Origin of the sequence: Actinotalea solisilvae (genome assembly GCF_016464425.1) — a bacterium.
Classification (GTDB): domain Bacteria; phylum Actinomycetota; class Actinomycetes; order Actinomycetales; family Cellulomonadaceae; genus Actinotalea; species Actinotalea solisilvae.
The window spans coordinates 117,373-141,626 of the sequence record NZ_JADDKQ010000020.1; the positions used below are offsets into that span (position 1 = coordinate 117,373).

22 protein-coding genes are annotated in these 24,254 nt (G+C 76.4%); 9 read left to right on the forward strand and 13 right to left on the reverse strand.

The features are described 5' to 3' along the window. The first annotated feature begins 50 nt into the window (after positions 1-50). The gene (locus JIG38_RS15835) at positions 51-1,145 is read left to right on the forward strand and encodes a uroporphyrinogen-III synthase (RefSeq protein WP_199424827.1); all 1,095 of its coding nucleotides are present in this window, start codon (positions 51-53) and stop codon (positions 1,143-1,145) included. After that, positions 1,142-1,987, forward strand: coding sequence for a sirohydrochlorin chelatase (locus JIG38_RS15840; RefSeq protein ID WP_307844977.1), 846 nt, complete (start codon positions 1,142-1,144; stop codon positions 1,985-1,987). The genes JIG38_RS15835 and JIG38_RS15840 overlap by 4 nt, the downstream gene beginning before the upstream one ends. Here JIG38_RS15840 and JIG38_RS15845 read toward each other — a convergent pair. Together JIG38_RS15845 and JIG38_RS15850 are read right to left on the reverse strand one after the other, a co-directional pair. Continuing rightward, entirely contained in the window at positions 1,884-3,617 is a 1,734-nt protein-coding gene (locus JIG38_RS15845) for a GGDEF domain-containing protein (RefSeq protein ID WP_199424783.1), read from the reverse strand. The genes JIG38_RS15840 and JIG38_RS15845 overlap by 104 nt on opposite strands. A 165-nt stretch (positions 3,618-3,782) precedes the next feature. Continuing rightward, positions 3,783-4,649 (reverse strand): CPBP family intramembrane glutamic endopeptidase, encoded by an 867-nt coding sequence (locus JIG38_RS15850; RefSeq protein ID WP_199424784.1) that lies wholly within the window; start codon positions 4,647-4,649, stop codon positions 3,783-3,785. A 173-nt stretch (positions 4,650-4,822) separates the two neighbouring features. Here JIG38_RS15850 and JIG38_RS15855 point away from each other — a divergent pair, with 173 nt between their 5' ends. Genes JIG38_RS15855 through JIG38_RS15870 form a run of 4 tightly spaced genes read left to right on the forward strand, consistent with a single transcriptional unit; the run spans position 4,823 to position 7,713 of the window. Continuing rightward, entirely contained in the window at positions 4,823-5,665 is an 843-nt protein-coding gene (locus JIG38_RS15855; RefSeq protein WP_199424785.1) for a hypothetical protein, read from the forward strand. A 55-nt stretch (positions 5,666-5,720) separates the two neighbouring features. Next, positions 5,721-5,996 (forward strand): transcriptional regulator, encoded by a 276-nt coding sequence (locus JIG38_RS15860; RefSeq protein ID WP_199424829.1) that lies wholly within the window; start codon positions 5,721-5,723, stop codon positions 5,994-5,996. Then, a complete protein-coding gene (locus JIG38_RS15865; protein ID WP_199424786.1) occupies positions 5,993-6,964 on the forward strand; it encodes an ABC transporter ATP-binding protein in 972 nt (323 codons plus the stop codon). The genes JIG38_RS15860 and JIG38_RS15865 overlap by 4 nt, the downstream gene beginning before the upstream one ends. Beyond that, entirely contained in the window at positions 6,961-7,713 is a 753-nt protein-coding gene (locus JIG38_RS15870; protein WP_199424787.1) for an ABC transporter permease, read from the forward strand. Before JIG38_RS15865 ends, JIG38_RS15870 begins: the two co-directional genes overlap by 4 nt. Before the next feature lie 104 nt (positions 7,714-7,817). On the opposite strand, the gene JIG38_RS15875 is transcribed toward JIG38_RS15870, so the two are convergent. The 3 genes from JIG38_RS15875 to JIG38_RS15885 all read right to left on the reverse strand — a co-directional run bounded on the left by JIG38_RS15875 (position 7,818) and on the right by JIG38_RS15885 (position 11,055). Then, positions 7,818-10,373, reverse strand: a complete 2,556-nt coding sequence (locus JIG38_RS15875) for a heavy metal translocating P-type ATPase (protein WP_199424788.1) — start codon at positions 10,371-10,373, stop codon at positions 7,818-7,820. A gap of 88 nt (positions 10,374-10,461) precedes the next feature. Next, positions 10,462-10,698 carry a heavy-metal-associated domain-containing protein gene (locus JIG38_RS15880; protein ID WP_199424789.1) on the reverse strand — a complete coding sequence of 79 codons (237 nt, stop codon included), beginning with the start codon at positions 10,696-10,698 and terminating at the stop codon, positions 10,462-10,464. Positions 10,699-10,773: 75 nt separating this feature from the next. Further along, positions 10,774-11,055 carry a metal-sensitive transcriptional regulator gene (locus JIG38_RS15885; protein ID WP_199424790.1) on the reverse strand — a complete coding sequence of 94 codons (282 nt, stop codon included), beginning with the start codon at positions 11,053-11,055 and terminating at the stop codon, positions 10,774-10,776. 181 nt (positions 11,056-11,236) lie between these two features. On the opposite strand from JIG38_RS15885, the gene JIG38_RS15890 reads away from it, so the two are divergent. The 3 genes from JIG38_RS15890 to JIG38_RS15900 all read left to right on the forward strand — a co-directional run bounded on the left by JIG38_RS15890 (position 11,237) and on the right by JIG38_RS15900 (position 15,487). Then, positions 11,237-12,568, forward strand: coding sequence for an alpha-amylase family glycosyl hydrolase (locus JIG38_RS15890; protein ID WP_199424791.1), 1,332 nt, complete (start codon positions 11,237-11,239; stop codon positions 12,566-12,568). A 69-nt stretch (positions 12,569-12,637) separates the two neighbouring features. Continuing rightward, a complete protein-coding gene (locus tag JIG38_RS15895) occupies positions 12,638-13,975 on the forward strand; it encodes an MFS transporter (RefSeq protein ID WP_199424792.1) in 1,338 nt (445 codons plus the stop codon). A gap of 267 nt (positions 13,976-14,242) precedes the next feature. Continuing rightward, the gene (locus JIG38_RS15900) at positions 14,243-15,487 is read left to right on the forward strand and encodes a GNAT family N-acetyltransferase (RefSeq protein WP_199424793.1); all 1,245 of its coding nucleotides are present in this window, start codon (positions 14,243-14,245) and stop codon (positions 15,485-15,487) included. Between the two features lie 181 nt (positions 15,488-15,668). Here the strand turns inward: JIG38_RS15900 and JIG38_RS15905 are convergent, their stop codons facing one another. From JIG38_RS15905 to hemQ, 8 genes are all read right to left on the reverse strand, one after another. Then, entirely contained in the window at positions 15,669-17,426 is a 1,758-nt protein-coding gene (locus JIG38_RS15905) for an HNH endonuclease signature motif containing protein (RefSeq protein ID WP_199424794.1), read from the reverse strand. A 60-nt stretch (positions 17,427-17,486) separates the two neighbouring features. Further along, positions 17,487-17,756 carry a hemerythrin domain-containing protein gene (locus tag JIG38_RS15910; protein WP_199424795.1) on the reverse strand — a complete coding sequence of 90 codons (270 nt, stop codon included), beginning with the start codon at positions 17,754-17,756 and terminating at the stop codon, positions 17,487-17,489. 64 nt (positions 17,757-17,820) lie between these two features. Continuing rightward, positions 17,821-19,161 (reverse strand): glutamate-1-semialdehyde 2,1-aminomutase, encoded by a 1,341-nt coding sequence (hemL, locus tag JIG38_RS15915; protein WP_372419904.1) that lies wholly within the window; start codon positions 19,159-19,161, stop codon positions 17,821-17,823. Between the two features lie 203 nt (positions 19,162-19,364). After that, positions 19,365-20,351 carry a porphobilinogen synthase gene (hemB, locus tag JIG38_RS15920; protein WP_199424796.1) on the reverse strand — a complete coding sequence of 329 codons (987 nt, stop codon included), beginning with the start codon at positions 20,349-20,351 and terminating at the stop codon, positions 19,365-19,367. Continuing rightward, positions 20,351-21,241 carry a uroporphyrinogen-III synthase gene (locus JIG38_RS15925; RefSeq protein ID WP_199424797.1) on the reverse strand — a complete coding sequence of 297 codons (891 nt, stop codon included), beginning with the start codon at positions 21,239-21,241 and terminating at the stop codon, positions 20,351-20,353. The genes hemB and JIG38_RS15925 overlap by 1 nt, the downstream gene beginning before the upstream one ends. Beyond that, positions 21,238-22,332 carry a hydroxymethylbilane synthase gene (gene hemC, locus JIG38_RS15930; RefSeq protein WP_199424798.1) on the reverse strand — a complete coding sequence of 365 codons (1,095 nt, stop codon included), beginning with the start codon at positions 22,330-22,332 and terminating at the stop codon, positions 21,238-21,240. The genes JIG38_RS15925 and hemC overlap by 4 nt, the downstream gene beginning before the upstream one ends. After that, a complete protein-coding gene (locus JIG38_RS15935; RefSeq protein ID WP_199424799.1) occupies positions 22,329-23,579 on the reverse strand; it encodes a ferrochelatase in 1,251 nt (416 codons plus the stop codon). The genes hemC and JIG38_RS15935 overlap by 4 nt, the downstream gene beginning before the upstream one ends. After that, entirely contained in the window at positions 23,576-24,250 is a 675-nt protein-coding gene (gene hemQ, locus JIG38_RS15940) for a hydrogen peroxide-dependent heme synthase (protein WP_199424800.1), read from the reverse strand. Before hemQ ends, JIG38_RS15935 begins: the two co-directional genes overlap by 4 nt. Positions 24,251-24,254: the final 4 nt, after the last annotated feature.

The window sequence follows — 24,254 nt, forward strand, 5'->3', positions numbered from 1 at the left end:
CGGCCGGAGCCGTCGCAGCGCCCGCACCCGCACCGCACCTCAGCCAGGCGATGGCCGGGTGCGTCGTCCTCGTGACGGCGGACCGTCGCTCGGGCGAGCTCGGCGCGGCCCTCGCGCGCCGCGGTGCGACCGTGCGCCACGCGCCCGCCATGAGCATGGTCCCGCACACGGACGACGCGGCGCTCGTGGCCGGGACCCGCGCGGTCATCGCGGACCCGCCCGACGTCGTCGTCGTGACCACCGGCATCGGGTTCCGCGGGTGGACGGAGGCGGCCGACGCCGTCGGGCTGCTCGAGCCCCTGCTGGACGTGCTCGGCGCGGCGCGGATCGTCGCGCGCGGTCCCAAGGCGCGCGGTGCGATCCAGGCCGCCGGCCTCCAGGCCGACTGGGTGGCGGAGTCCGAGACGTCGGCCGAGATCGCCGAGGTGCTGCTGGGCGAGGGCGTCGCGGGTTCGCGGATCGCCGTCCAGCACCACGGCGCGGGCGCCGACGGGCTCGACGAGGCCTTCGCCGCGGCGGGCGCCCAGGTGCGCAGCCTCGTGGTCTACCGCTGGGGGCCGCCGCCCGACCCGGCCGCGCTCGACGCCTCGGTGCGTGCCGCGGCGGACGGCGAGATCGACGTCGTCGTCTTCACGTCGGCGCCCGGCGCCGCCGCGTGGCTCGCGGTCGCCGAGGACGCCGGCGTGGGCGCCGCGCTGCGCCGCCGGTTCGCCGACGGCAACCTGCTCGCGGCCGCCGTCGGGCCTGTCACGGCGAAGCCGCTGCGCGACGCGGGCATCGAGCCGCTCATCCCCGACCGCGGACGGCTCGGGTCGCTCGTGCGCGCGCTCGTCGCGCACTTCGACGACCGGCGGACCCGGGCGCTCGTGACCGTCGCCGGACCGCTCCAGGTGCACCGCGGCGCGGCCGTGCTCGACGGCCGCGTGCTCGCGCTGTCGCCGACCGGGCTCGAGGTGCTCCGCCTGCTCGCCGCCGCCGGCGGCGGCGTCGTCCCACGCTCGGAGGTGCTCGCGGTGCTGCCCGGGGTGTCGACCGACCCGCACGCGGCCGAGGTCGCGATCGCCCGGCTGCGCGAGGCGACGTCGCGTGACCTCATCCGCACCGTCGTCAAGCGCGGCTACCGCCTCGAGACGGTGCCGCGGTGAGCGCGCCGACGACGACGGACGTCGTGCCGCCCGAGCCGTTCGGCGCGCCCGCCGACGACCCGCGCCCGCGCGGAGCCGCGTCGGGGCGCCGGGCAGCGCGCCCGGGCCCGGCCGGGGTCCTCGTCGGCTGCTCGCACGGGACCGCCGACCCGGCCGGCCGCGCGACGATCCACGCCCTCCTCGCGGGGGTCGCCGCGGCGCGGCCCGAGCTCGACGTCCGCGAGGCCTTCGTCGACGTCCAGCAGCCCGAGGTCGCCGACGTCGTGCGGGACGCCCTCGCCGACGCCGGCCCGGACGGCGGTCCGGTCGTCGTCGTGCCGCTGCTGCTCTCGGCGGGGTTCCACGTGCACGTCGACGTGGCCGCGGCCGTGGAGGGGACGCGCGCCGTCGCCGCCGACCCGCTCGGGCCGGACCCGCGCCTCGTCGACCTGCTGCTCGAGCGCCTGGAGCAGGTCGGGACGGGACCCCGCGACGCCGTCGTGCTCGCGGCGGCCGGGTCGAGCGACGCCCGCGCGGCGGCCGCCGTCGAGCGCGTGGTGGCGGAGCTCGCGGCGCGGCGGGGCGGGGACGTCAGCGTGGGCTACGGCTCGGGCTGCGACCCGCGGGTCCCGGTCGCGGTCGCGGCGGCCCGCGAGCGGGTCGAGCGCGCCGGACGCGGTGGACGCGTCGTCGTGGCGTCGTACCTGCTCGCCCCGGGGTACTTCCACGACCGCCTGCTCGAGGCGGGCGCCGACGTCGTCACGGCCCCGTTGGGGGCGGACCGGCGGCTGGTGCAGATCGTCCTGGACCGTCATCTCGAGCAGCTCGGGCACCTCCGCCTGCCCGCCGCCGCGCGTTCTTGACGCGGTACATCGCGGCGTCCGCGGCGGCGAAGAGGTCGGCGGGGTCGGCGTCCCCGTCGAACGCGAGCGCCGTCCCGATGCTCGCCTCGACGTCGAGCAGGACGCTGTCGAGGTGCACGGGCGCGGCCACCGCCTGCTCGAGGCGGCGCGTCACGGCACGCACCTGGTCCTCGCCGGTGACCTCGGTGAGCACGGCACCGAACTCGTCCCCGCCGAGCCGCGCGAGGTGGTCGTGCGACCGCAGGCCCCCCGCCAGGCGCTGGGCGACGACCTCGAGCAGGCGGTCGCCCGTCGCGTGGCCGTAGGTGTCGTTGACCTCCTTGAAGCGGTCGAGGTCGATGAACAGCACGGCGACGCCCGCGCCCGCCGTGGCCTCGGGCAGCACGAGCCGCAGCCGGCGCAGGAGCTCCGCGCGGTTGGGCAGGCGCGTGAGGTCGTCGTGCGACGCCGCGTGGGCGAGCGCCTCGGCCGCGAGCCGGCGGTCGGTGACGTCCCGCATCTCGACGACGAGCCCGCCGACGAGCGGGTCCTCGTGCTGCAGGAGCGTCCACTCGAACCACCGCCGCTCGCTGCTCGCGAGCACGGCGAGCACGTCGAAGCTCGCGCGCGTCCCGGGGCCCTCGCGCACGACCTCGGCGAGCTGGAGGGCGACCGCGGCGCGCTGGTCGGGGTCGACCAGGTCGAGCAGCGAGCGGCCCAGGAGGGCCTCGGGCGTGTAGCCCAGGGTGCGCCGCACCGCGGGGCTCACGTCGGTGAGCCGGCCGTTGCGGTCGCTCACGGACAGGACGTCGGTGGAGGCGTCCATGAGCGCGCGCAGGCGCGCGTCGGCCCGTCCGAGCGCGGCCTGCGAGCGCTCGCGCTCGGCGATCGACGTCGCGACGTTCCACACGCTGAGCACGGCGACGGCGAACAACCAGCCCGCCCCCACGTGGCTGAGGTCCTCCGGGAGGACGGTCGGCAGCAGGCCCGCGTGCACCCCGAGCTGGCCCGCGGTCGTGAACACCACGGTGACGGCGGCGGCGAGCGGCCACGCCTGGCTGCCCGAGCGCTGGAGCATGACGATGGTGGCGAGCACCGCGGCGCCGGGCAGGAGCATGCTCCAGCCCGACGTCCAGGTGCCGGCCGCGAAGATGCCGAAGGCGACGACGAGCCGCAGCAGCGGCCGGTTGTCGAGCCGGCCCGCGCCGAGCCACCGCTGCACCGGCACGCTCGCGACCACGACGGCGACGACGCACAGCAGCGCGAGCAGCCAGGGGACGCCCGTGATGAGGCCCTCGTCGCGCAGCGCGGCGATGCCGGGCGTCGCGGCGGCCATCCACGCGAGCGCGCCGACGGCGCCCGCGGCGCGACGCACGCGCGGGCTCGGTCGGCGGGCGGCGTCGTCGTCGAGCGGACGCGCTGCGTGGGGTGGCAGGTGGGCGGCGTCCCGGCCGTGGGCCGTGGTGCGGAGCGCGGAGGTGTCCGGGGCAGTGGTGTCCGCTGCCGTGGTGTCCGGGGCGGCGGTGCCGGGGGCGGCGGTGCGGGGTGCTGCGGTGCCGGGTGCGGCCGCGCCGGTGGCAGCGGGGCTGCGCGCAGCGGCGCGGTGCGCAGGGGTGCGGGGCGCGTCGGCGCGGTGGCGGCCCGGCTCCATGCTCGTCCCCGATCGGCTCTCCCGGGACGGCCCGGCCCCCTCCAGCCGTCCGGTGCTGGGCTCAGTGTGGCGCGGGTGCGCAGGTGAGGCGAGGTGAGGGCGTCGAAGTACCCCCCGCGTGCGCACGCGGGGCGGGGCGGTGTCACCCGGTCGGACGCGGACGGCTCAGCCGACGCCGAGCCACTCGAGCCAGGCGTCGGGCAGCACCGCGAAGCCCACGAACGAGACGACGTCGAGCGCCGTGTGCGCCACGACGAGCGGCATGACGCGGCGCGTGCGCAGGTACCACCCGGCGAACAGCAGACCCATGACGACGTTCCCCGCGGCCATGCCCGGGCCCTGGTACAGGTGGTACGAGCCGCGCAGCAGCGCGCTCGCGACGATCATCGCGGGCACGCCCCAGCGCAGCGCGCGCAGGCGCTCGAGCAGGTAGCCGACCGCGACGACCTCCTCGAGCAGGGCGTTCTGGAGCGCCGAGAGCACGAGCACCGGGACGGCCCACCAGTAGGGCTCGAGGCCCGACGGGTTGATCTGCACCGTGAGGCCGAGGGCGCGGGTGGCGAGGTAGAGCCCGAGGCCCGGGATGCCGATGACGGCCGCGAGCCCGAGGCCGGCGAGGAGGTCGCGACCCGGGCGGGCGCCGTCGAGCCCGATGAGGCGCGTCGCGCGCCGGCCGTGGGCCGAGAGCAGGTAGAGCGCGAGCACGACGGGGACGACGGCGAACGCGATCCCGACGAGCTGGTAGGCGAGGTCGAGCCAGGGCCGGTCGGACTGCTGGGGGTTGAGGGTCGCCTGCTGCTGCGCGAGGGGCACTTCGCGCGTGAGCCGGTCCCACAGCCGCAGGAGCGCGTACACCCCCGACTGGCCCAGCGACAGGCCGAGGACGATCCACACCTCGGCGCCCAGGCGCCGCCGGGCGCGGGCCTCGTCCGTGCCGGGAACGTCCGCGGCCGCGGGTGCTCCCGGGTCCGTCGGCGTCGCGGGCCGGGCCGCCGGGGCGCCGGTCGGGGGAGCGGGGTCGCCGTCGTGCACGGGCACAACCTACGTCAGGGGCTTGACGCGAGTCGTGCCGAGGGTCACGCTGAACAAAGAACTTTGCGACGCAAAGTAGAGGCGACGCCGGGACGGCTCCCGGCACGGGCGGGCATCCGCGCCGAGGGCTCGACGACGGCTCCGGCGCCCGGCCGGGACAGAGGGGGACGGCCATGACGGCAGACGTGGGTGGCGACGAGCGGCGCCGCCGAGCGGACGACGCGCCGCCACGCGGCGCGGACGATGCCGCGCTCGACCGCGGAGCCCGCGCGGGCGACGACCACGCCGTGCTCGGCGCCGGTGCGGGCGTGGGGGCCGACGCCGTCCCCCTCGATCCCACGCCCGGGGGAGGAGACGACGACGTCCCCCTCGACCCCGCGGCCGGCGCGGCGATCCTCGCGGAGCAGCGCGCCCGCGTCCGCTCCGCGACCGACGTCGACGGCCGCGTCCTCTTCGGCGCGTGGGGCGTCGCGTGGGTGCTCGGCTTCGGTGCGCTGTGGCTCGCCGCGAGCCGCGACGACCCGCCGTTCTCCTACGGCGTGGCGCTCGTCGTCTTCGCCGCGCTCCTCGTCGCAGCCATGGCGGTGACCGGGTGGCACCTCGCCGCGCGGACCGCCGGCGTGCACGGCGCCTCCGCCGTCCAGGGCGCGATGTACGGCTGGACGTGGTTCGTGGCGTTCGCGGGCATCTTCGCCCTGTCGGTCGCGCTGGGGAGGGCGGGCGCGAGCCCCGCCGTCGTCACCACCGTGATGACGCTCGTCCCGGCGCTCGTCGTCGGCGCGATGTACATGGCGGGCGGCGCGATCTGGGGCGACCGACCCCAGTTCGTGCTCGGCGCCGTCATCGGCGTGGTCACCGTCGTGGCGGCGTTCGTCGGGCTGCCGCACATGCTCGGGGTCATGGCCGCCGTCGGCGGGGGCGGCATGCTCGCCGCCGCGGGCGTCGTGCACGTGCGCCGTCGTGCCGTCCGGGCGCGGGGCGCCCTCGGCCTCGCGGGCGGCGGCGGGGGCGGGTGACGCGGTGAAGGACGAGCTCGACCCGCTCATCCACAGCCAGGCGCGGCTGCGGATCATGACGACCCTCACGGCGCTCCCGCGCGGCGACCGCTTGACGTTCCCCCGGCTCCAGAGCCTGCTCGACACGACGGCCGGGAACCTCTCCACCCATCTGCGCAGGCTCGAGGACGCCGGCTACGTCGCCGTCACCAAGGGCCACCTGGGTCGCGTGCCCTCGACGCACGTCGAGGCGACCCGTGCCGGCCGCGCCGCCTTCGAGGCGTACGTCGCCCGGCTCACCGAGCTGCTCACGCCGCCGACCGGCGGCTCGTCCACCACGGAGGACCGATGACCACCCCACCCAGCGCGCGGCCAGGTGCCGACGCGGCACCGCCGCGCGGCGACGCGCACGGCCCCGTCCTCGAGGCCGTGGGCGTCACGCGGCGCTTCGGCGACGTCGTCGCGCTCGACGACGTGTCGCTCGCCGTCCGGCCCGGCGAGCTCGTGGGCCTCCTCGGTCCCAACGGCGCGGGCAAGACGACGCTCCTCAGCCTGGTCACGGGCCTGCGCCGCCCGGACTCCGGCGTCGTCCGCCTCTTCGGCGGGGACCCGCGCGACCCGTCGAACCGCGTGGGCCTGGGCACGACGCCGCAGGAGACCGGGCTCCCCGCGACCCTCACGGTCCGCGAGGTCACCGACTTCGTCGCCGGCCACTACCCGTCCCCGATGCCGCGCGGCGAGGTCCTCGAGCGGTTCGGGCTGACCGACCTCGCGAAGCGGCAGACCGGCGGGCTCTCGGGCGGGCAGAAGCGGCGCCTCGCCGTCGCGCTCGCGCTCGTGGGACGGCCCCGCCTCGTCGTGCTCGACGAGCCGACGACGGGCCTCGACGTCGAGGCGCGGCACGAGCTGTGGCAGGCGCTGCGCGACTACCACGCCGACGGGGCGACGGTCGTGGTCACGAGCCACTACCTCGAGGAGGTCGAGGCGCTCGCGGAGCGCGTCGTCGTCATCGGGCAGGGCCGGGTGCTCGTCGACGACACGCTCGCGGCCGTGCTCGCGCGCGTCCACCTGCGGCGGGTCACGGTGACGCTGCCCGGCGCCGCGACCGACGTCGTGCGGGCGCTGCCCGGCGTGAGCCGGCTCGAGCGCGACGGCGACCGGTTCGAGCTCCTCGCGTCCGACGCGGACGCGCTCGTCCGCGCGCTCGTCACGCTGCCGTTCCGCGGCCTCGAGGTGCGCGGCGCCTCGCTCGAGGAGGCGTTCCTCGCCCTCACCCGCACGGCCGGGACGTCTGCCGCCCCGCAGGAGGTACCGGCATGACCACGCTCCAGCTCACCGCGCTGCACGCGCGCTACCAGGTGCTCGAGACCCTGCGCATCCCGGTCGCCGTCATCGGCAACATGCTGTTCCCGTCCCTCGCGATGTTCTTCTTCGTCGTGCCGCAGGAGGCGGTGGCCGGGGACCCGGTCGCGGCCACGGCCGCCGTCGGGCAGCTCGCGATGTTCTCGGTCATGTCGACGTGCATGTTCACGTTCGGCGTCGGCGCCGCGGAGGACCGGGCGCTGCCCTTCGACCCGTACGTCCGCACGCTGCCCGCCGGGCCGATGCCGCGGCTGCTCGGCCGGATGCTCACGGGCGGGTTCTTCGCCCTGCTGGGGCTCGTCCCGCTCGTCGTCATCGGCTGGCTGTTCACCGCGGCGACCGTGACGCCGGCGCAGTTCCTGCTCGCCGGGCTCGTCATCGTCGGCGTCGCCCTCCCGTTCCTCGGGCTCGGCCTCGGCATCGGGTACTCGACCAGCGCGAAGGCGGCGATCGCCGTCGTGCAGGTGATCCTCTTCCCGATCGCCTTCGCGGGCGGGCTGTTCATGCCGCCGCAGGTGTTCCCCGACTGGCTCGACGCGCTCTCGCGGGCGCTCCCGAGCCGCGCCGGGCGGGACCTGCTGGTCGAGACGCTCACGGACCTGCCCGCGTACGCGGGTGCGCTTCCGGTGCTGCTCGGCTGGGGCGCGCTGTTCATGGTGTTCGCCCTGTGGGCCTACCGTCGCGACGAGGGCCGCCGCTTCCGCTGACCCCTTGTCGGCCACCGACCTCGTCCCCCCGCGGACTGGAGCGTCGCGGCCGCGACACGCGGGCGTGCCGGGCGCGAACGCTCCAGTCCGGGCGGGGGTGGGGCTCAGCCGGCGCGGCGCAGGCGGAGCGAGTTCGTGACGACCAGCACCGAGCTGAACGCCATCGCCGCGCCCGCGATCATCGGGTTGAGGAACCCGAGCGCCGCGAGCGGGATCGCCGCGACGTTGTAGGCGAACGCCCAGAACAGGTTCTGCTTGATCACGCGCAGCGTCTGGCGCGACAGCCGCACGGCCTGCCCGGCCGAGCGCAGGTCGCCGCGCACGAGCGTGAGGTCGGCGGCCTGCATCGCGACGTCGGTCCCGGTGCCCATCGCGAGGCCCAGGTCCGCCTGCGCGAGCGCCGCGGCGTCGTTGACGCCGTCGCCGACCATCGCGACGACCCGGCCCTCGGACTGCAGCCGGCGCACGACGTCGACCTTGTCCGCGGGGAGCACCTCGGCGATGACCTCGTCGACACCCACCTGGGCGGCGACGGCGCGCGCGGCGCCCGCGTTGTCGCCCGTGAGCAGCACGGGGCGCAGGCCCAGGCGCCGCAGCTCGGCGATCGCCTCGGCCGACGTCGGCTTGACCGGGTCGCGGAGCACGAGGACGCCGCGCGCGGAGCCGCTCCAGGCTGCCATGACCGCCGTCGCGCCGTCGGCCTCGGCCGCGGTGAAGGCGTCGTCGAGCGCGGACGTGTCGACGCCCTGCTCGCGCAGCCACACCGGACGGCCCACGAGGACGCGCCGACCGATCCCCACCCCGCTGTGCGCGGTGCGGACGACGCCGCTGACGCCGCGTCCGGCCTCGTTCGCGAAGTCGACCACCTGGTCGTCGCCGATCGGGACGCCGTCCGCGCCCACGGCCGTGGGCTCCGGGGCGAGGCCCGACGTGAGCGTCCCCCGTGCGCCGGACGCGATCGCGCGGGCGATCGGGTGCTCGCTGCGGGCCTCGACGGCGCCCGCGAAGCGGAGCACCTCCTCGTCGTGCTCGCCCGGCGCCGCGACGACCTCGACGAGCTCCATGCGCCCGGCGGTCACGGTGCCGGTCTTGTCGAGCACCACCGTGTCGGCGCGGCGCGTCTGCTCGAGGATCTCCGGGCCCTTGATGAGCACGCCCAGCTGGGCGCCCCGGCCTGTGCCGACGAGCAGGGCGGTCGGCGTGGCGAGCCCGAGCGCGCACGGGCACGCGATGATCAGGACGGCGACGGCGGCCGTGAACGCCGCCTGGACGTCGCCGTCGAGGAGCAGCCACCCGGCCAGCACGCCGACGGCGATGACGAGCACGACCGGGACGAAGACCGCCGAGATGCGGTCCGCGAGCCGCTGCACGGGCGCCTTGCCGGTCTGCGCCTGGGTCACCAGGCGGCCGATCTGGGCGAGCATCGTCTCCTCGCCCACGCGGGTCGCGCGGACCTCGAGGTAGCCCGACGTGTTGACGGTCGCCCCGGTGACGGCGTCGCCCGGCCCGACGTCGACCGGGACCGGCTCGCCGGTGAGGAGCGAGGTGTCGACCGCGCTCGTGCCCTCGAGCACGACGCCGTCCGTCGCGACCTTCTCGCCCGGGCGCACGGCGAACACGTCCCCGACCGCGAGCGCGTCGACCGGGACGCGGTCGCACCGGCGGGTGCCGTCCGCGCTGCGGAGCAGCTCGACGTCGGTCGCGCCCAGCGACAGGAGGCTGCGCAGGGCGTCACCCGCGCGGCGCCGCGAGCGGTGCTCGGCGTACCGGCCCGCGAGCAGGAAGGTCGTCACGACGGCGGCGACCTCGAAGTACAGCTCGGGCGCCTCCATGCCTGCCATCGCGCCCATCTCGGAGGCGCGCGGCACGAGCGTCGGCTGCATGCGCAGGCCGATCTCGCCGGCCCCGCCCAGGAGCACGGCCCACAGGGACCAGGCGCTCGCGGCGATGACACCGATCGAGACGAGCGTGTCCATGGTCGACGCACCGTGCCGGGCCGCCCGGGCCGCCGCGCGGTGGAACGGCCACGCCGCCCACGTGACGACGGGGAGCGCGAGCGCCGTGACGACCCACTGCCAGCCGGCGAACTGCAGCGCGGGGATCATCGAGAGCAGGAGCACGGGAGCGCTGAGCACGGCCGCGACGACGAGCCTGCGGCGCAGGTCGGCACCGCGGTCGGCGACCGGCGCGGACGTGTCCTCGTCCTCCTCCATGACGTGGCCCTCGGCCATCGAGTGCCCCGAGAGGGCGTGCTCGACGTCGGGTGCGGCGCCGTGCGCGCCGTGCGCATCGCCGGGCGCCATGCCGGACCGGGTGCCGGGCGCCGTCGTGCCGGGCGACGCGGTGGCCGTCGTCGTGCCGGGCGCGCTCGACGCCGGCGCCGCGGGCGCGCTGCGCCGCAGGACGCGGGCGGTGTAGCCCGCGCTCTCGACCGCCTTGACGAGCGCCGACGGGTCGACGTCCTCGGAGAGCTCGACGTGCGCGGTCTCGGTCGCGAGGTTGACCGTGGCCGTCGCGCCCGCGACCTTGTTGATCTTCTTCTCGACGCGCATGACGCACGACGCGCACGTCATGCCCTCGACGGCCAGGTCCACGACGCCGACGGGTGTCGCGGGCCTGGTCGCCTGCTCGAGCGGTCCGGGGGTCTGCTGTGCAGTCATGCGAATCACGTCCAGGAAGAGGCGGGTGGTGCGGGGCGACGCGAGCGGCCCGGGCGGGCGGGCGCGCCGGTCGGCGTGAGGGCTCCGGTCAGAGGAGCGAGCGCGGCGGGGCGACGGCGTAGCCGGCCTCGGTCACGGCGGCGGAGATGTCGTCGGCGGCGAGCGGCTCGGTCGACGTGATGCGGACCTGGGACGTGGCGCCCGAGACCAGCTCGACCTGCACGTCGGTGACGCCCGGGAGGGCGCGCAGCTCCTCGTCGACCGAGCGGACGCAGTGGCCGCAGGTCATGCCCTGGACGCCGATCTCGACGGTGGTGGTGCTCATGGTGGTTCCTCTCGTGGTGGTGTGCTGGTCGTACGGCTGGGTGGTCGGGAGCCGGTGCGCCCGTGCCGGACGCGGTCAGCTCCGGACGAGGCGGGCGATCGCGTCGGCCGCCTCGCGGACCTTCGCCTCCCCGGCCTCGTCGGACTGGCGCGCCGCGTCGACGACGCAGTGCCCCAGGTGGTCCTCGACGAGCCCGAGACTCACGGCCTGGAGGGCCTTCGTCACGGCGGAGACCTGGGTGAGGATGTCGATGCAGTACTCGTCCTCGTCGACCATGCGCGCGATGCCGCGCACCTGGCCCTCGATGCGCCGCAGGCGCTTGAGGTAGTCGTCCTTGGTGCCGCTGTAGCCGGCCATGGGTCCTCCCGGGGTCTCGACCGTCCCAACAGGGTACCCCCCCAGGGTATTCCCTCCCGGGACGAAGGGCCCGCTGCGGACGCCGACGACGCCGCGCGCTGCCACCCGGGACCGCGGCCGGTACGTTCGAGGCGGCGTGCTGCGCGCGTCGAGCACCGTCGGACGCGGGTGGGAGGTCGGGATGCCGGGCTGGGTCGAGCACGCGCTGTGGTGGCACGTGTACCCGTTGGGGTTCGTCGGCGCCGAGCCCGCCGCGACCGGCCGCGAGCCGGTGCACCGGCTGCCGCGGATCACCGCCTGGCTCGACCACGTCGTCGAGCTGGGGCTGTCCGGGATCGCGCTGGGCCCGGTGTTCGCCTCCGAGACGCACGGGTACGACACGGTGGACCACTTCGCCGTCGACCCGCGGCTCGGGACCGAGGAGGACCTCCTCGCACTCGTGGGTGCGGCGCACGAGCGCGGGCTCCGCGTCACGCTCGACGGGGTCTTCAACCACGTCGGGCGCGGGTTCGGGCCGTTCCAGGACGTGCTGCGCGGTCCCGGTCCGGCGGACCGCTGGTTCCGGCTGCGCCGGGCCGACGACGCCGCACCCGGCGCCGAACCGGACTACGAGGACTTCGAGGGTCACCACGCGCTCGTCGCGCTGAACCACGACGAGCAGGTCGTCGTCGACCACGTCGTGGCGGTGATGGACCACTGGCTCGCGCGCGGCGTCGACGGGTGGCGGCTCGACGCGGCGTACGCGGTGCCCACGTCGTTCTGGGCGCAGGTGCTGCCGCGCGTGCGCGCGTCGCACCCCGACGCGTACGTGTTCGGCGAGGTGCTGCACGGCGACTACGTCGCCGCGGTCGCGGACGCCGGGTTCGACGCCGTCACGCAGTACGAGCTGTGGAAGGCGATCTGGAGCTCGCTCAACGACGTGAACTTCTTCGAGCTCGCGTGGGCGCTCGAGCGCCACAACGGGTTCCTCGAGCACTTCGCACCCGTGACCTTCGTCGGCAACCACGACGTCACGCGCATCGCGAGCCGGCTCACGGACCCGCGGCACGTCGCGCACGCCGTCGTGCTCCTGCTCACGCTCGGCGGCACCCCCACCGTGTACGCGGGCGACGAGCTCGGCATGCGGGGCGTCAAGGAGGAGCGGGCGGGGGGCGACGACGCGGTGCGGCCCGAGTTCCCGCCGGACCCGTCCACCGCGCCCGGCCGCGACGGCGAGACCTACGCGCTCCACCGGGAGCTCGTCGCGGTGCGTCGACGCCACCCGTGGCTGCACCGCGCGCCCGCCGAGGTGCTCGCGACGACGAACGGGCAGCTCGTGTACCGGGTCGCGGGCGGCGGCGAGGCCCTCGTGGTCGCGCTCAACGCCGACGACGCCCCGGTGACGCTCGACGTCCCCGGCGCGACGGCGGTCGAGGCCTCGGGTGCGGGCGGGGCGACGCTCCACGGCTCGGGCGACGGCGCACGCGTCGAGCTCTCCGCCCACGGCTGGGCGGTGCTCGCGGCCGGGTCCTGAGCGCACCGGGCGCGACCTGTCCTGGGAATCGGGTTCCGCCGTGTCGGTGCCCGGTCGCAGGATGGGCGGATGAGCGAGCCGCCGCCTCTGCCGCCCCACCCGGACGCGCCGCCGGACGACGCCGTTCCCGCCGCGACGCCGGTCGCCGACCGCCCGACGTGGCGGCGCGACGTGGCGATCTTCCTGTCCGGGCAGACCGTGTCCCTCTTCGGGTCGATGCTCGTGCAGTACGCGGTCATGTGGCACCTGACGCTCGTGACGCAGTCGGGGAGCGTCCTGGCGATCTCGTCGGTCGTCGGGTTCCTGCCGCAGGCCGTGGTCTCGGTGTTCGGCGGGGTGTGGGCCGACCGGCTCGACCGGAAGAAGCTCATCATCGGCGCGGACGCGGTCATCGCCGTGACGACGCTCGCCCTGGCGCTGCTCATGGCGAGCGGCGTCGACGACCTCTGGCTCATCTACGTCGCGCTCGCGATCCGCTCGGCGGGCGCCGGGGTCCAGATGCCCGCCGTGAGCGCCCTGATCCCGCAGATCGTGCCGACCGAGAAGCTGATGCGGGTCAACGGGATCAACGCCTCGATCCAGTCCGGGATGATGCTCGTCGCGCCGGCGGCCGCGGCGGCGCTGTACGCCTCGTGGTCGATCGTGGCGGTCTTCTTCGTCGACGTCGTCACGGCGGTGATCGGGATCGGGCTGCTCGCCGTGCTCACGGTCCCGCGGATCGTGCGGGTCGCCGGCGGGGGTCCCACGGGCTACTTCGACGACCTCGTCGGTGGCCTGCGATACGTCCGCTCGCACGGGTTCGTGCGGTGGGTCATGGCGCTGTACGCCGTGGTGTTCCTGCTCATCGTCGCGCCGTCGTACCTCACGCCGCTCATGGTGGTGCGCACGTTCGGCGACGAGGTGTGGAAGCTCACGGTCAACGAGCTCGCGTTCAGCGTCGGGATGCTGCTCGGCGGGGTGCTCATCGCGGCGTGGAGTCCCAAGAACCGCGTGTCGCTGCTGCTCGGCTCGACCGTGGTGTTCGGCGCGCAGTCGGTGGCGATGGGCTTCTCGACGAACATGTGGGTGTTCTTCGCGCTGATGTTCAGCCTCGGGCTCGCGGTGCCCTACTTCTCGACGCCCTCGATGACCGTGCTCCAGGAGACCGTCGAGCCGGAGATGCAGGGGCGCGTGTTCGGGTTCGTGGGCATCGTCATGGCGCTCGCGATGCCGCTGGGCATGGCCGTCTTCGGCCCGCTCGCGGACACGTTCACCGTGCAGAGCCTGCTCGTGGTCGCCGGGCTCGCGCTCTTCGTGGTGGTCGCTCTCGCGCTCGTGCTGCCGTCGGGCCGCCGTGCGATCGCGGTCGCGCGCACGACGTCGGCCGGAGGGACCGCGGAGCCGAGCGCCGAGGTGCGCGTGGGCTGAGTCCGGGGGTGAGGGGACGCGGGGAGCGGCAGCACGACGCGGGTACAAGCACGTGGTGCGGGGGCGGATCAGGCGTGGGCGGCGTCGCGTTCGCGCGAGTCGGGTGGGCCGCGTCGGATGCGTCGTGCGAATCGCCTGGACCGCGTCGCGTTCACCGCGTGGATCGGGGACCGCGTCGCGTTCGGCGCGCGAGTCGGGTGGGCCGCGTCGGGTGCGTCGGGGCGAATCGGCTGGACCGCGTCGCGTCCACCGCGCGACCCTCGGCCCATGACCACGCTCCCCGGCGGCCTCGAGCTCCGCCCCGGCCGACCCGCCGACCTCGACCAGATCGCTGCCCTCCTCGTCGAGCGCGGGGAGGAGCCGGACGCGCTCGACCACCGGCTCGTCGTCGAGGGCGAGCTGGGGTGGGAGGCGTGCGCCGTCGTCGTCGACGGCGACCGTGTCGTGTCGACCGCGACCCTCCTCGACGAGACGGTCCGGGTCGGCGACGTCGTCCTCCCGGCCGGACAGGTCGAGCTCGTCGCGACCGATCGCGAGTACGAGGGGCGCGGGCTCGTCCGGGCACTCATGGGCTGGGCGCACGACCGGTCGCGCGCCCGCGGGCACCTGCTCCAGGTCATGATCGGGATCCCGTACTTCTACCGGCTCTTCGGCTACGAGTACGCGATCGACATCCCGCGCGCGCGTGCGTTGGGCACCGACGGCGGTCCCGTCCCGGCGGGCACGGCAGGCACGGCAGGCACGGCAGGCACGGCGGGCGCCCGTCCGACCCCCGCACTGCGTCGGGCGACGCGTGACGACATCCCCGCCCTCGCCGGGCTCCAGGACGCGGCCCAGGCGGGCTACGACGTCGCGATGCCGCACCCGGTCGAGCGGTGGCGCTGGATCCTCGCGCACGAGGGGAGCACCACGTGGGTCCTCGAGCGCGAGGGTGCGGTCGTCGCGTCGGCGCGCACCGGCCCGCCGGACGAGGGCGTGCTCGTCGCCGAGGCCGCCGCGGTGGACGAGCCGGCCGCGCTGGACCTGCTCGCGGCGCTGTGCGCGCTCGACGAGCCGCTCACGGTCGTGCACCGTCCGCTGACCGTCCCGGGGCGCGCGTGGCAGTCGCTGCTCGAGCCCGCCGGCACCGACGCCTCGCAGTACTACGCCCGGATCGAGCGGCCCGAGCTCGTGCTCGACGCCTTGCGCCCCGTGCTCACCGCACGTCAGCGCGCCGCCGGGCTGGGGCGTCCGCTGCTCCTCTCGACGTTCGGGCGGCACTACCGGATGGCCTGGAGCGAGGACGGAGGGCTGGGTCCCGTCGAGGTGGGCGGCCCGATGCAGGCGCCGGGCGTCGGCCGAGGGGCCGGCGTCGCCCCCGACCACCTGCCCGCCCTGCTGCTCGGCCCGCACGGCATGGCCGGACTGCAGGAGAGGTACCCCGACGTGTACGCCGACGCCGACCCGGAGCTCTTCCACGCGGTGTTCCCGCCCCTCACGGCGGATCTGCTCACCTACTACCTGCCCTGGTGACACGTCTGGCAGCCCCGGACCACGCGCTCTGAGGGCGCCGTGGTCCGGGGAGCTGCGGACCCCAGGGCCCGCGCCGAAGCTCGTCGCCGCGGCATGGCGCCGAGGCCGATACCGCGCCCCTCGAGGGAGACTCCGCTCCGTCGGCGGGCTCACCGGATCCGATGCTCGGGCGCGCCCAGGCTCAGGCGGGCACCTCGAAGAGACCGGCTCTGGCCCACGGGCCGACGCCGTCCGCAGGTCCTCGACGTCGGGACGGTGTGCCTGGTGCGACGTCCGGCACCGCTGCGCCTCGGGCGACGCGCGGCGACGCCGTCACCCCCGTCGGGACTGCTCCGCTCGCTGGGGCCGCGCTGCCCGGCGCGGTTACTCCGCCCGGCGGTGCTGCTCCGCCCGGCGGTGCTGCTCCGTCCGGCACGGTCGCTCCGTCCAGCACGGTCGCTCCGCCCGGCGCGGTTGCCTCGCCCGGCGCGGTTGCTCCGCCCGGCGGTCCTGCTCCGCCCGGCGCGGTTGCTCCGCCCGGCGGTCCTGCTCCGCCCGGCGCGGTTGCTCCGCCCGGCGGTGCTGCTCCTCCCGGCTCCGCCGTGCCGCCTCCGGTGCTCGGCGGGCCCAGCGGGGTGCCGTCGGCCGCGGTGATGTGCCAGCGACCGACGTCACGGCTGATCCGCAGCCGGCGCTGGTGCACCTGGGCGTGGTGGTACCAGCACAGGAGGATGCCGTTCTCCGTCGACGTCTCGCCGCCGTGCTCCCACCACCGGATGTGGTGCACCTCGCCGAGCGGGGGTGGCGCGCTGCAGCCTGGGTAGGCGCAGTGCCGGTCCCGCGCGATGACGGCACGGCGCAGCTGGCGGCTGTATGTCCGCTGCGCCCGCCCGACGTCGAGCACCTGCCCCTCGGGGCCGAACACCACGCGGCTGATCTCGCTGTCGCACGCGAGGCGCGCGAGGACGGACGGCGGGATCGGCTCGCCGGACTCGAGCTCGGCCGGCTGGTCGAGGGCCCCTGCGCGACCTCCGCCGACGCCCGCGCCCGCGCCCGCGTCACCGGTGAGCCGGCACAGCGTCTCGTACCGCACCAGCACGCTGAGGTGGGGGCGCACCTGGGCGCCCGACCCAGCGAGGCCGCGATCGAGGACGAGCCGCATCGCGCCGGTGAGGGCGGCCGCCTGGCGCTGCTCCGCGGAGCGCTCGTCGTCGGCGGCGGGCACCCCGGCCGCGGCCCGCATCGCGGCCGCGACCACGGCCCCGTTCTCGTGCGTGAGGAACCCGGTGATCGCGACGCCGTCGCGTCGCTGCGCGACGGAGAAGAACTCGCGCGCGACGCTCTCGGCGTGCTCACGCTCGGCCGCCTGGTCGTCGACCGCGATCGCCCAGCGCTTCACGACCCGCCGGAACTGGTCGACCGGAAGCCGCCGCGCCTGGTCGACGAGGAACGCCTCGTCGCGGTCCGGCGCCCGGGACGTCAGCGCCTCACGCCGTACGGGCGACGACTCCGCGGCCTCGGCCAGCGCGTCGGCGTGCCCGCGCGTGATCTCGCCGCTCACCACCGCCGCCGCCACGGTCGGCAGGTCGGCGAGCGCCCGGCCGAGCGTGAGCTCGCGCCGCGCCTGCCCGTACGCGATGCCCTCGCGCCGCGCCGCCCACGCCGGGAGGGTCCGGTCACGACCGCCCGCCGCCCAGCGCCCGTCCGCCTCGACCGCGACGAGCAGAGCCGACGAGGCGACCTGCACCTGGTCCGAGACGACCCGCAGGACGCGTCGCGCCGCGGCCGCGCGCGCGCCGTCGGCGTCGCGCAGAGGCAGCCCCACGAGCAGCGCGGCGTCGGCGCTCAGGCGCTTCAACAGCGCGTCGAGCTGCACGAGCGCCTCTGCCCCCGTCCCGCGCCCCGCCACCGCGACCGCCGTCACCTGCCGCTCCTCCTTGTGCCGCTGCTCTTCGAACAACAGTACGAAGATCCACAGGGAGGTGGGAAGGGGGTCAGGAAATCTGTGGATGACGGCGGGTCACGGGCGGGACGGGCAGGGCAGGGGCACCAGGCTGGACGCCCTCTCCTCCTCCTGCGCGTTGTGCAGCCGCAGCACGGCGTACAGCCCGTACAGCAGGCCGCGGAGCACGACGACGTCCTCGGGCTCGACCTCGTCCCCGTCGAGGTCCCGCAGCAGCCGCCCGACCCGCACCACCTGGTGCTCGGTCTCCGCGTGCGTGCGGCTGAGCGCCGCCGTCGCGTCGCTCCCGCCGAGCGTCCGCGCGACGAGCGGGACGAGCAGTGCCATGCCCCCATCGTGGGCAGGGCGGTCCCGGCGGGACGAGGGCCGAACGGCCCCGGCCCGTGCCTGCCTACGCCCGGGCGGCCGCGGCTGCGCGCGCCGCGCGCGGCAGCGCGTCGAGGACCCGGCCCACCGCGGCGTCGTCGTGCGCCGCCGAGACGAACCAGGCCTCGTAGACGCTCGGCGGTGCGTGCACGCCCGCCTCGAGCAGCGCGTGGAAGAACGGCGGGTAGCGGAACGCCTCCTGCTGCTGCGCACGGGCGTAGTCGGTCACGGGGCCGTCCGCCGGGTCGACGAACGCGGCGCTGAAGAGCGTCCCGGCCCGCTGGATCGAGTGCGCGACGCCCTGCGCGGTGAGCGCCTCCGCGAGCCCGGCGGCCACGGCGTCGGCCACCGCGGCGACGCGCGCGTACGCGGCCTCGTCGGCGAGCCGCAGGGTCGCGAGGCCCGCCGCGGTCGCGACCGGGTTCCCCGACAGCGTCCCCGCCTGGTAGACGGGCCCGAGCGGAGCGAGCTGCTCCATCACCTCGCGCCGACCTCCGACCGCGGCGACCGGCAGCCCGCCGCCGACGACCTTGCCGAACGTGAACAGGTCCGGCGCCCAGCCCTCGACCGCGCCCTCGAGCCCCCACCAGCCGGACGGCCCCGCGCGGAACCCGGTGAGCACCTCGTCGAGCACGAGCAGCGCCCCGTGCCGCGCGGTGATCTCGCGCAGCGCGCGGTTGAACCCGGGCAGCGGCGGGACGACGCCCATGTTCGCCGGCGCGGCCTCCGTGACGACGACGGCGATCCGGTCGCCGTGCGCCGCGAACGCCGCCTCGACCGCGGCGACGTCGTTGTAGGGCAGGACCAGCGTCTCCGCCGCCGTCGCCTCCGTCACGCCCGCCGAGCCCGGCATCGCGAGCGTCGCGACGCCCGAGCCGGCCGCGGCGAGGAGCGCGTCGAGATGCCCGTGGTAGCAGCCCGCGAACTTCACGACGAGCGGCCGGCCGGTCACGCCGCGCGCCAGCCGGACGGCGGTCATCGTCGCCTCGGTGCCGGTCGAGACGAACCGCAGGCGCTCGACGGCGGGCACGCGGCGCCGGATCTCCTCCGCGAGGTCCGTCTCGCGCGCGGTCGGCGCGCCGAACGACAGCCCGCGCGCGGCCGCCTCCTGGACGGCCGCCACGACGTCGGGGTGCGCGTGCCCCAGCAGCGCGGGGCCCCACGAGCACACGAGGTCGACGTACTCGTGACCGTCCGCGTCCGTGAGGTACGGACCCTGCGCGGAGACCATGAAGCGCGGCGTGCCGCCGACGGAGCGGAAGGCGCGCACGGGAGAGCTCACCCCGCCGGGCATGACGGCCTGCGCCTCCGCGAAGAGCGCCTCGGAGACGGGCACCTCGGTGCGGTCCGCGACGACGCCGTCCACGAGCGCGCGGTCCGCGGGCCACACCTCGCTCGGCCCGTGGTCGCCCGACGTCGAGCCCGCCTCGTGCACCGCGCCCTCCGGGGCCGGTGCCGCGGCGGGACCGGAGGCGTCGCGGTGCGCGACGCCGCTCGTGCCCTCGACCCCGGTGCCGCCCGGGTCGCTGCTCACGGCCCCGTCGGCCGTCCCGCTGCCCGCGATCTCGCTCACGCCTGCTCCTCCCGCAGCCACCCGGCCAGCTCGAGCGCCCAGTACGTGAGCACCGCGTCCGCGCCCGCCCGGCGGATGCCGACGACCGACTCCGTGACCGCGCGCCGGCGGTCGATCCAGCCCTGGGCGGCGGCGGCCTCGACCATCGCGTACTCGCCCGAGACCTGGTAGGCCCACACGGGCACCGGGCTCGCGGCGGCGACGTCGGCGAGCACGTCGAGGTAGGACATCGCGGGCTTGACCATGACGACGTCGGCGCCCTCCTCGACGTCGAGCAGCGCCTCGCGCAGGCCCTCGCGCCGGTTGGCGGGGTCGAGCTGGTACGTGCGCCGGTCGCCCTCGAGCTGGGACTCGACCGCCTCGCGGAAGGGCCCGTAGAAGGCCGACGCGTACTTCGCGGCGTACCCGAGCAGCGCGACGTCCGTGCGCCCGGCGGCGTCGAGCGCGTCACGCACCGCCGCCACCTGGCCGTCCATCATCCCGCTGAGCCCGAGCAGGTGGGCACCGGCCTCGGCCTGCGCGAGCGCCATGCGCCGGTACTGCTCGAGGGTCGCGTCGTTGTCGACGCGGCCGTGCGCGTCGAGCACGCCGCAGTGCCCGTGGTCGGTGAACTCGTCGAGGCACAGGTCCGCCTGGACGACGAGCGCGTCGCCCACCTCCGCGACGACGTCGGCGATCGCGACGTTGAGCACGCCGTCGGCCTCGCACGCGGCGCTGCCGGTCGGGTCCCGCCGTGCGGGCACGCCGAAGAGCATGACGCCGCCCAGCCCGGCCGCGGCCGCCTCCGCGACCACGGCCCGCAGGCTGTCGCGCGAGTGCTGGACCTGGCCGGGCATCGACGTGATCGGCGTCGGCTCCGTCGCGCCCTCGCGCACGAACAGCGGCAGGACGAGCTGCGCGGGGGCGACGGACGTCTGCGACGTCAGCCGTCGCATCGCGGGCGTCGTGCGCAGCCGGCGCGGGCGGACCGCGGGGAACGGCATCAGGTCTCCTGGGGGTCGGAGGGGGATCCGGGGCTCGCGTCGGCGGACGCGGCCGGGGCGCCGTCGACCCGTCCGGACGCGTACCGCGCGAGCGCGTCGACGAGCTCCTCGCCCGACGCGGCCGGCGGCACGACGTGCACGGGCAGCCCGTGGTCGCGCGCGGCCTGCTCGGTGCGCGGGCCGATGCAGCACACGACCGTCGTCGGCGGCGGGGTCCCGACGAGCTCGACGAGGTTCGCCACCGTGCTCGCCGAGCTGAGCAGCACGGCGTCGAACCCACCCGTGCGCACCTCGGTCCGCAGGCCCTCGCCCGGCACCGGGCCGGACAGCGTCCGGTAGGCGACGACGGCCTCGACCTCCCAGCCGAGCTCGCGCAGGCCGTCGGTGAGCGTCGGCTCGGCGAGGTTGGACTGCGGCAGCAGGACGCGGCCGGGGCGCCCGGGCAGGGTGACGCCTGCGTCGGCCGCGGGGAAGTCGGCGAGCAGGCCGCGCGCGGACCGCTCGCCGGACGGCAGCAGCGCGGGTGCGACGTGGTACCGCTCGAGGGACCGCGCCGTCCCGGGCCCGACGGCGGCGACGTGCGTGTCCCCGACGAACGTCGCGAGCGCCGTCGCGGGGGTCTCGCGACCGCGGTTGACCAGGGTCGCGACCCGGGCCGAGAGCGACTGGACGGTGGTCGCGCTCGTCACGACCAGCCAGTCGTAGTCGCCCCGCGCGAGGCCGTTGAGCGCCGAGTCGTAGCTCTGCAGGTCCTCCGGCGGCGCGAACTCGATGAGCGGGACGACGACGGACTCGGCCCCGTGGTCCGCGAGCAGCGCGGCGACCCGCTCGCCCCACTCGCCGCCGCGCGGCACGAGGACCCGCCACCCGGCGAGTGCGGGCAGGCTCACGAGCCGCCCGCGTCCGTCGGGGCGCCGACGTGGCCGGCGCCCGCCCGTCGGTCCGGCGCGGCGAGGTGGCCCGGCAGGTCGGCGATCTCGGCGGCCCCGGCTGCGAGCACGTGCCGCGCCACCTCCTCGCCGAGCAGGCGCGCCGCGTCGACCTGACCGTCACGGTCCTCGGGCAGCGTGACGGACGCCGACGTCCGGACCTGCCGACCGCCGTCGGGCGCGCAGACGACGGCGTCGAGGCGGAGGCGGACGAGCCCGGGGTGCCACGAGTCGGCGAGGCCGTGCTCGACGTGCCCGAGCGCACCGATGGGCGCGGCGCAGCCGGCCTCGAGCACCGTGAGGAGGGTGCGCTCGGCGGTCACGGCGAGGCGCGTGGGCAGGTGGTCGAGCGCGCGCAGCGCGTCGCCCACGGGCCCGGCCGCGAGCAGGTCGGGCCGGCACTCCACGGCGAGCGCACCCTGCCCGGGCGCGGGCGCCACGAGGTCGGGCGCGAGGTGCTCGGTCACCGCGTCGAGCCGGCCGAGCCGCGCGAGCCCGGCTGCCGCGAGCACGACGGCGTCGAGGTCGCCCGGGCCGGACGCGCTGCCCGCGACGCGCCCCAGGCGCGTGTCGACGTTGCCGCGGATGTCCTCGATGCGCAGGTCGGGCCGCGCGGCCCGCAGCTGCGCCGCGCGGCGCGGTGACCCTGTGCCGACGCGCGCGCCCTCGGGCAGCGTGGCGAGGGTCAGGCCGTCCCGCGCGCACAGCGCGTCGCGCGGGTCGGCGCGCTCGGGCACCGCGGCGACGACGAGCCCCGGGGCGGGCGCCGTCGGGAGGTCCTTGAGCGAGTGGACGGCGAGGTCGCAGCGGTCGGCGAGCACGGCCTCGCGCAGCGCGGCCACGAAGACGCCCGTGCCCCCGAGCGTCGCGAGCGAGCCGGTGAGCCGGTCACCCTCGGTCCGGACGTGCACCGTCGCGACGTCGTCGGGCGCGAGGCCCGCGAGGCGGCGCAGCGCGTCGACGACGTGACCGGTCTGGGTCGTGGCCAGGGCGGAGCCCCGCGTCCCGACCCTCAGCGTGCGTGCGCGCTGCCCCCCGGCGCCCGACGTCACGGTGCGAGACCCGCCACCGCCGGTCGGGTCTCGCGCATCGCAGGGTTGAGGCAGCAGCCGGGCCGGCACACGTCGTACCAGGGCCCGAGCGCGGTCAGCGCCGGACGGGAGCGAGGGGTCACGGGGTCAGTCTGCCCCGCCAGGCGCTCCTGGACGAGGTCGACCAGTCCGGTGACGAACGCGGGGTGCACGCCGGGGGTCGGCACGCGCTCGGCGTGCAGCCCCGCCTCGCGCGCCGTCGTGAGCGCCTCCTCGTCGAGGTCCCACATGACCTCGAGGTGGTCCGAGACGAACCCGATGGGCGCGATGACCACGGCCTTGACCCCGCGCTCGGCGAGCTCGGCGATCGCGTCGTTGATGTCGGGCTCGAGCCACGGCGTCGTCGGAGCGCCGCTGCGCGACTGGTAGACGAGCGACCACGGCACGCCCGCCAGCGCTGCGCCGTGGGCGCCCGAGGTCGAGCCGGCCGTGGGCCCGTCGCTGCTGCCGATGCTGGCCATGACGACGTCGGCGACCGCGCGGTGCTGCGCGCCGTACGCGCCCTCGTCGCCGAGCTGCGCGTCGCGCGGACCGGACGCGACGGCGGTCGACGTCGGGATGGAGTGCGTGACGAACAGGACGTGCGCGTCGCGGACGAGGTCGACGTCGTCGGTGGCGCCGGCCGTGCCCTCGCCCGCGGCCCGCAGCGCGTCGTGCGCCCGCACGAGCGCGCCCCGCACGCCCTCGACGAAGGGCGAGACGAAGCCGGGGTGGTCGAAGTACTGGCGCACCTTGTCGATGGTCAGCTCGCCCTCGAGGCCCGTCTCGATGAGCGCGCCCGCGAGGTCCTCGCGGTACTGGCGGCACGAGGAGTAGGAGCTGTACGCGCTGGTCACGACGGCGAGCAGCCGGCGGTGACCCGCGGCGTGGGCCTCGCGGAGGGCGTCGGCGACGTACGGGTCCCAGTTGCGGTTGCCCCACAGGACGGGCAGGTCGAGCCCGCGCGCGTCGAGCTCGGCGCGCAGGGCCGCGCGCAGCGCGCGGTTCTGGTCGTTGATCGGGCTCACGCCGCCGAAGTGGCGGTAGTGGTGCGCGACCTCCTCGAGGCGCTCCTCGGGGATGCCCCGCCCGCGGGTGACGTTGCGCAGGAACGGGATGACGTCGTCCTGGCCCTCCGGCCCGCCGAAGGAGACGAGCAGGACCGCGTCGTACGGCGCGGGCGGCCGCGGGTCGCGGTCCGGCAGCGTGGTCGGGTCGCACACGCTCATCGGACGACCTCCGGGACCTCGTCGAGCTCGACGCGGCGGCCCGTGAAGAACGGGACCTCCTCGCGGACGTGCCGGCGCGCCTCGGTCTCGCGCAGGTGGCGCATGAGGTCGACGAGCTCGGTGAGCTCGGCGGCCTCGAACGCGAGCAGCCACTCGTAGTCGCCGAGCGCGAAGGACGCGACCGTGTTGGCGAGCACCTGGGGGTAGTCGCGGCCCTTGAGCCCGTGCTCCATGAGCATCGCGCGACGCTCCTCGGCCGGGAGCAGGTACCACTCGTACGACCGGACGAACGGGTAGAGCGTGAACCACGGCAGCGGCTCGGTGCCGCGCATGTACGCGGGCAGGTGGTCGCGGCTGAACTCCGCCGGGCGGTGCACGCCCATGCCGGACCAGACCGGCGTGAGCGGGGCCAGGTCCTGGCTGCGGCGCAGCGTCCGCGCGGCGGACTGCAGGTCCTCGGGCGCGTCGCCGTGCAGCCAGAGCAGGAGGTCGGACCCGGCGCGCAGGCCCGAGACGTCATAAGCGCCGCGGAGCGTCACACCGGAGGGGAGGCCCGCCGCGGCCTCGGTGAGCGGGGGAGCCGCCGGAGCCTGCACAGGGGCGGCCGTCGGGCGGCCGAGCACGGTCCACAGGGTCCAGGCGCCACGGGTGTCGGTCGCCGGGGAGGTCATGGGT

What these genes read in the sequence shown, in the direction of transcription:
- JIG38_RS15835 (WP_199424827.1), top strand. Translation starts at nt 51, where the DNA reads ATGGCCGGGTGCGTCGTCCTCGTGACGGCGGACCGTCGCTCGGGCGAG.
- JIG38_RS15845 (WP_199424783.1), bottom strand. Translation starts at nt 3,617, where the DNA reads ATGGAGCCGGGCCGCCACCGCGCCGACGCGCCCCGCACCCCTGCGCAC.
- JIG38_RS15855 (WP_199424785.1), top strand. Translation starts at nt 4,823, where the DNA reads ATGACGGCAGACGTGGGTGGCGACGAGCGGCGCCGCCGAGCGGACGAC.
- JIG38_RS15860 (WP_199424829.1), top strand. Translation starts at nt 5,721, where the DNA reads ATGACGACCCTCACGGCGCTCCCGCGCGGCGACCGCTTGACGTTCCCC.
- JIG38_RS15865 (WP_199424786.1), top strand. Translation starts at nt 5,993, where the DNA reads ATGACCACCCCACCCAGCGCGCGGCCAGGTGCCGACGCGGCACCGCCG.
- JIG38_RS15870 (WP_199424787.1), top strand. Translation starts at nt 6,961, where the DNA reads ATGACCACGCTCCAGCTCACCGCGCTGCACGCGCGCTACCAGGTGCTC.
- JIG38_RS15875 (WP_199424788.1), bottom strand. Translation starts at nt 10,373, where the DNA reads ATGACTGCACAGCAGACCCCCGGACCGCTCGAGCAGGCGACCAGGCCC.
- JIG38_RS15880 (WP_199424789.1), bottom strand. Translation starts at nt 10,698, where the DNA reads ATGAGCACCACCACCGTCGAGATCGGCGTCCAGGGCATGACCTGCGGC.
- JIG38_RS15885 (WP_199424790.1), bottom strand. Translation starts at nt 11,055, where the DNA reads ATGGCCGGCTACAGCGGCACCAAGGACGACTACCTCAAGCGCCTGCGG.
- JIG38_RS15890 (WP_199424791.1), top strand. Translation starts at nt 11,237, where the DNA reads ATGCCGGGCTGGGTCGAGCACGCGCTGTGGTGGCACGTGTACCCGTTG.
- JIG38_RS15895 (WP_199424792.1), top strand. Translation starts at nt 12,638, where the DNA reads ATGAGCGAGCCGCCGCCTCTGCCGCCCCACCCGGACGCGCCGCCGGAC.
- JIG38_RS15900 (WP_199424793.1), top strand. Translation starts at nt 14,243, where the DNA reads ATGACCACGCTCCCCGGCGGCCTCGAGCTCCGCCCCGGCCGACCCGCC.
- JIG38_RS15910 (WP_199424795.1), bottom strand. Translation starts at nt 17,756, where the DNA reads ATGGCACTGCTCGTCCCGCTCGTCGCGCGGACGCTCGGCGGGAGCGAC.
- hemB (WP_199424796.1), bottom strand. Translation starts at nt 20,351, where the DNA reads ATGCCGTTCCCCGCGGTCCGCCCGCGCCGGCTGCGCACGACGCCCGCG.
- JIG38_RS15935 (WP_199424799.1), bottom strand. Translation starts at nt 23,579, where the DNA reads ATGAGCGTGTGCGACCCGACCACGCTGCCGGACCGCGACCCGCGGCCG.
- hemQ (WP_199424800.1), bottom strand. Translation starts at nt 24,250, where the DNA reads ATGACCTCCCCGGCGACCGACACCCGTGGCGCCTGGACCCTGTGGACC.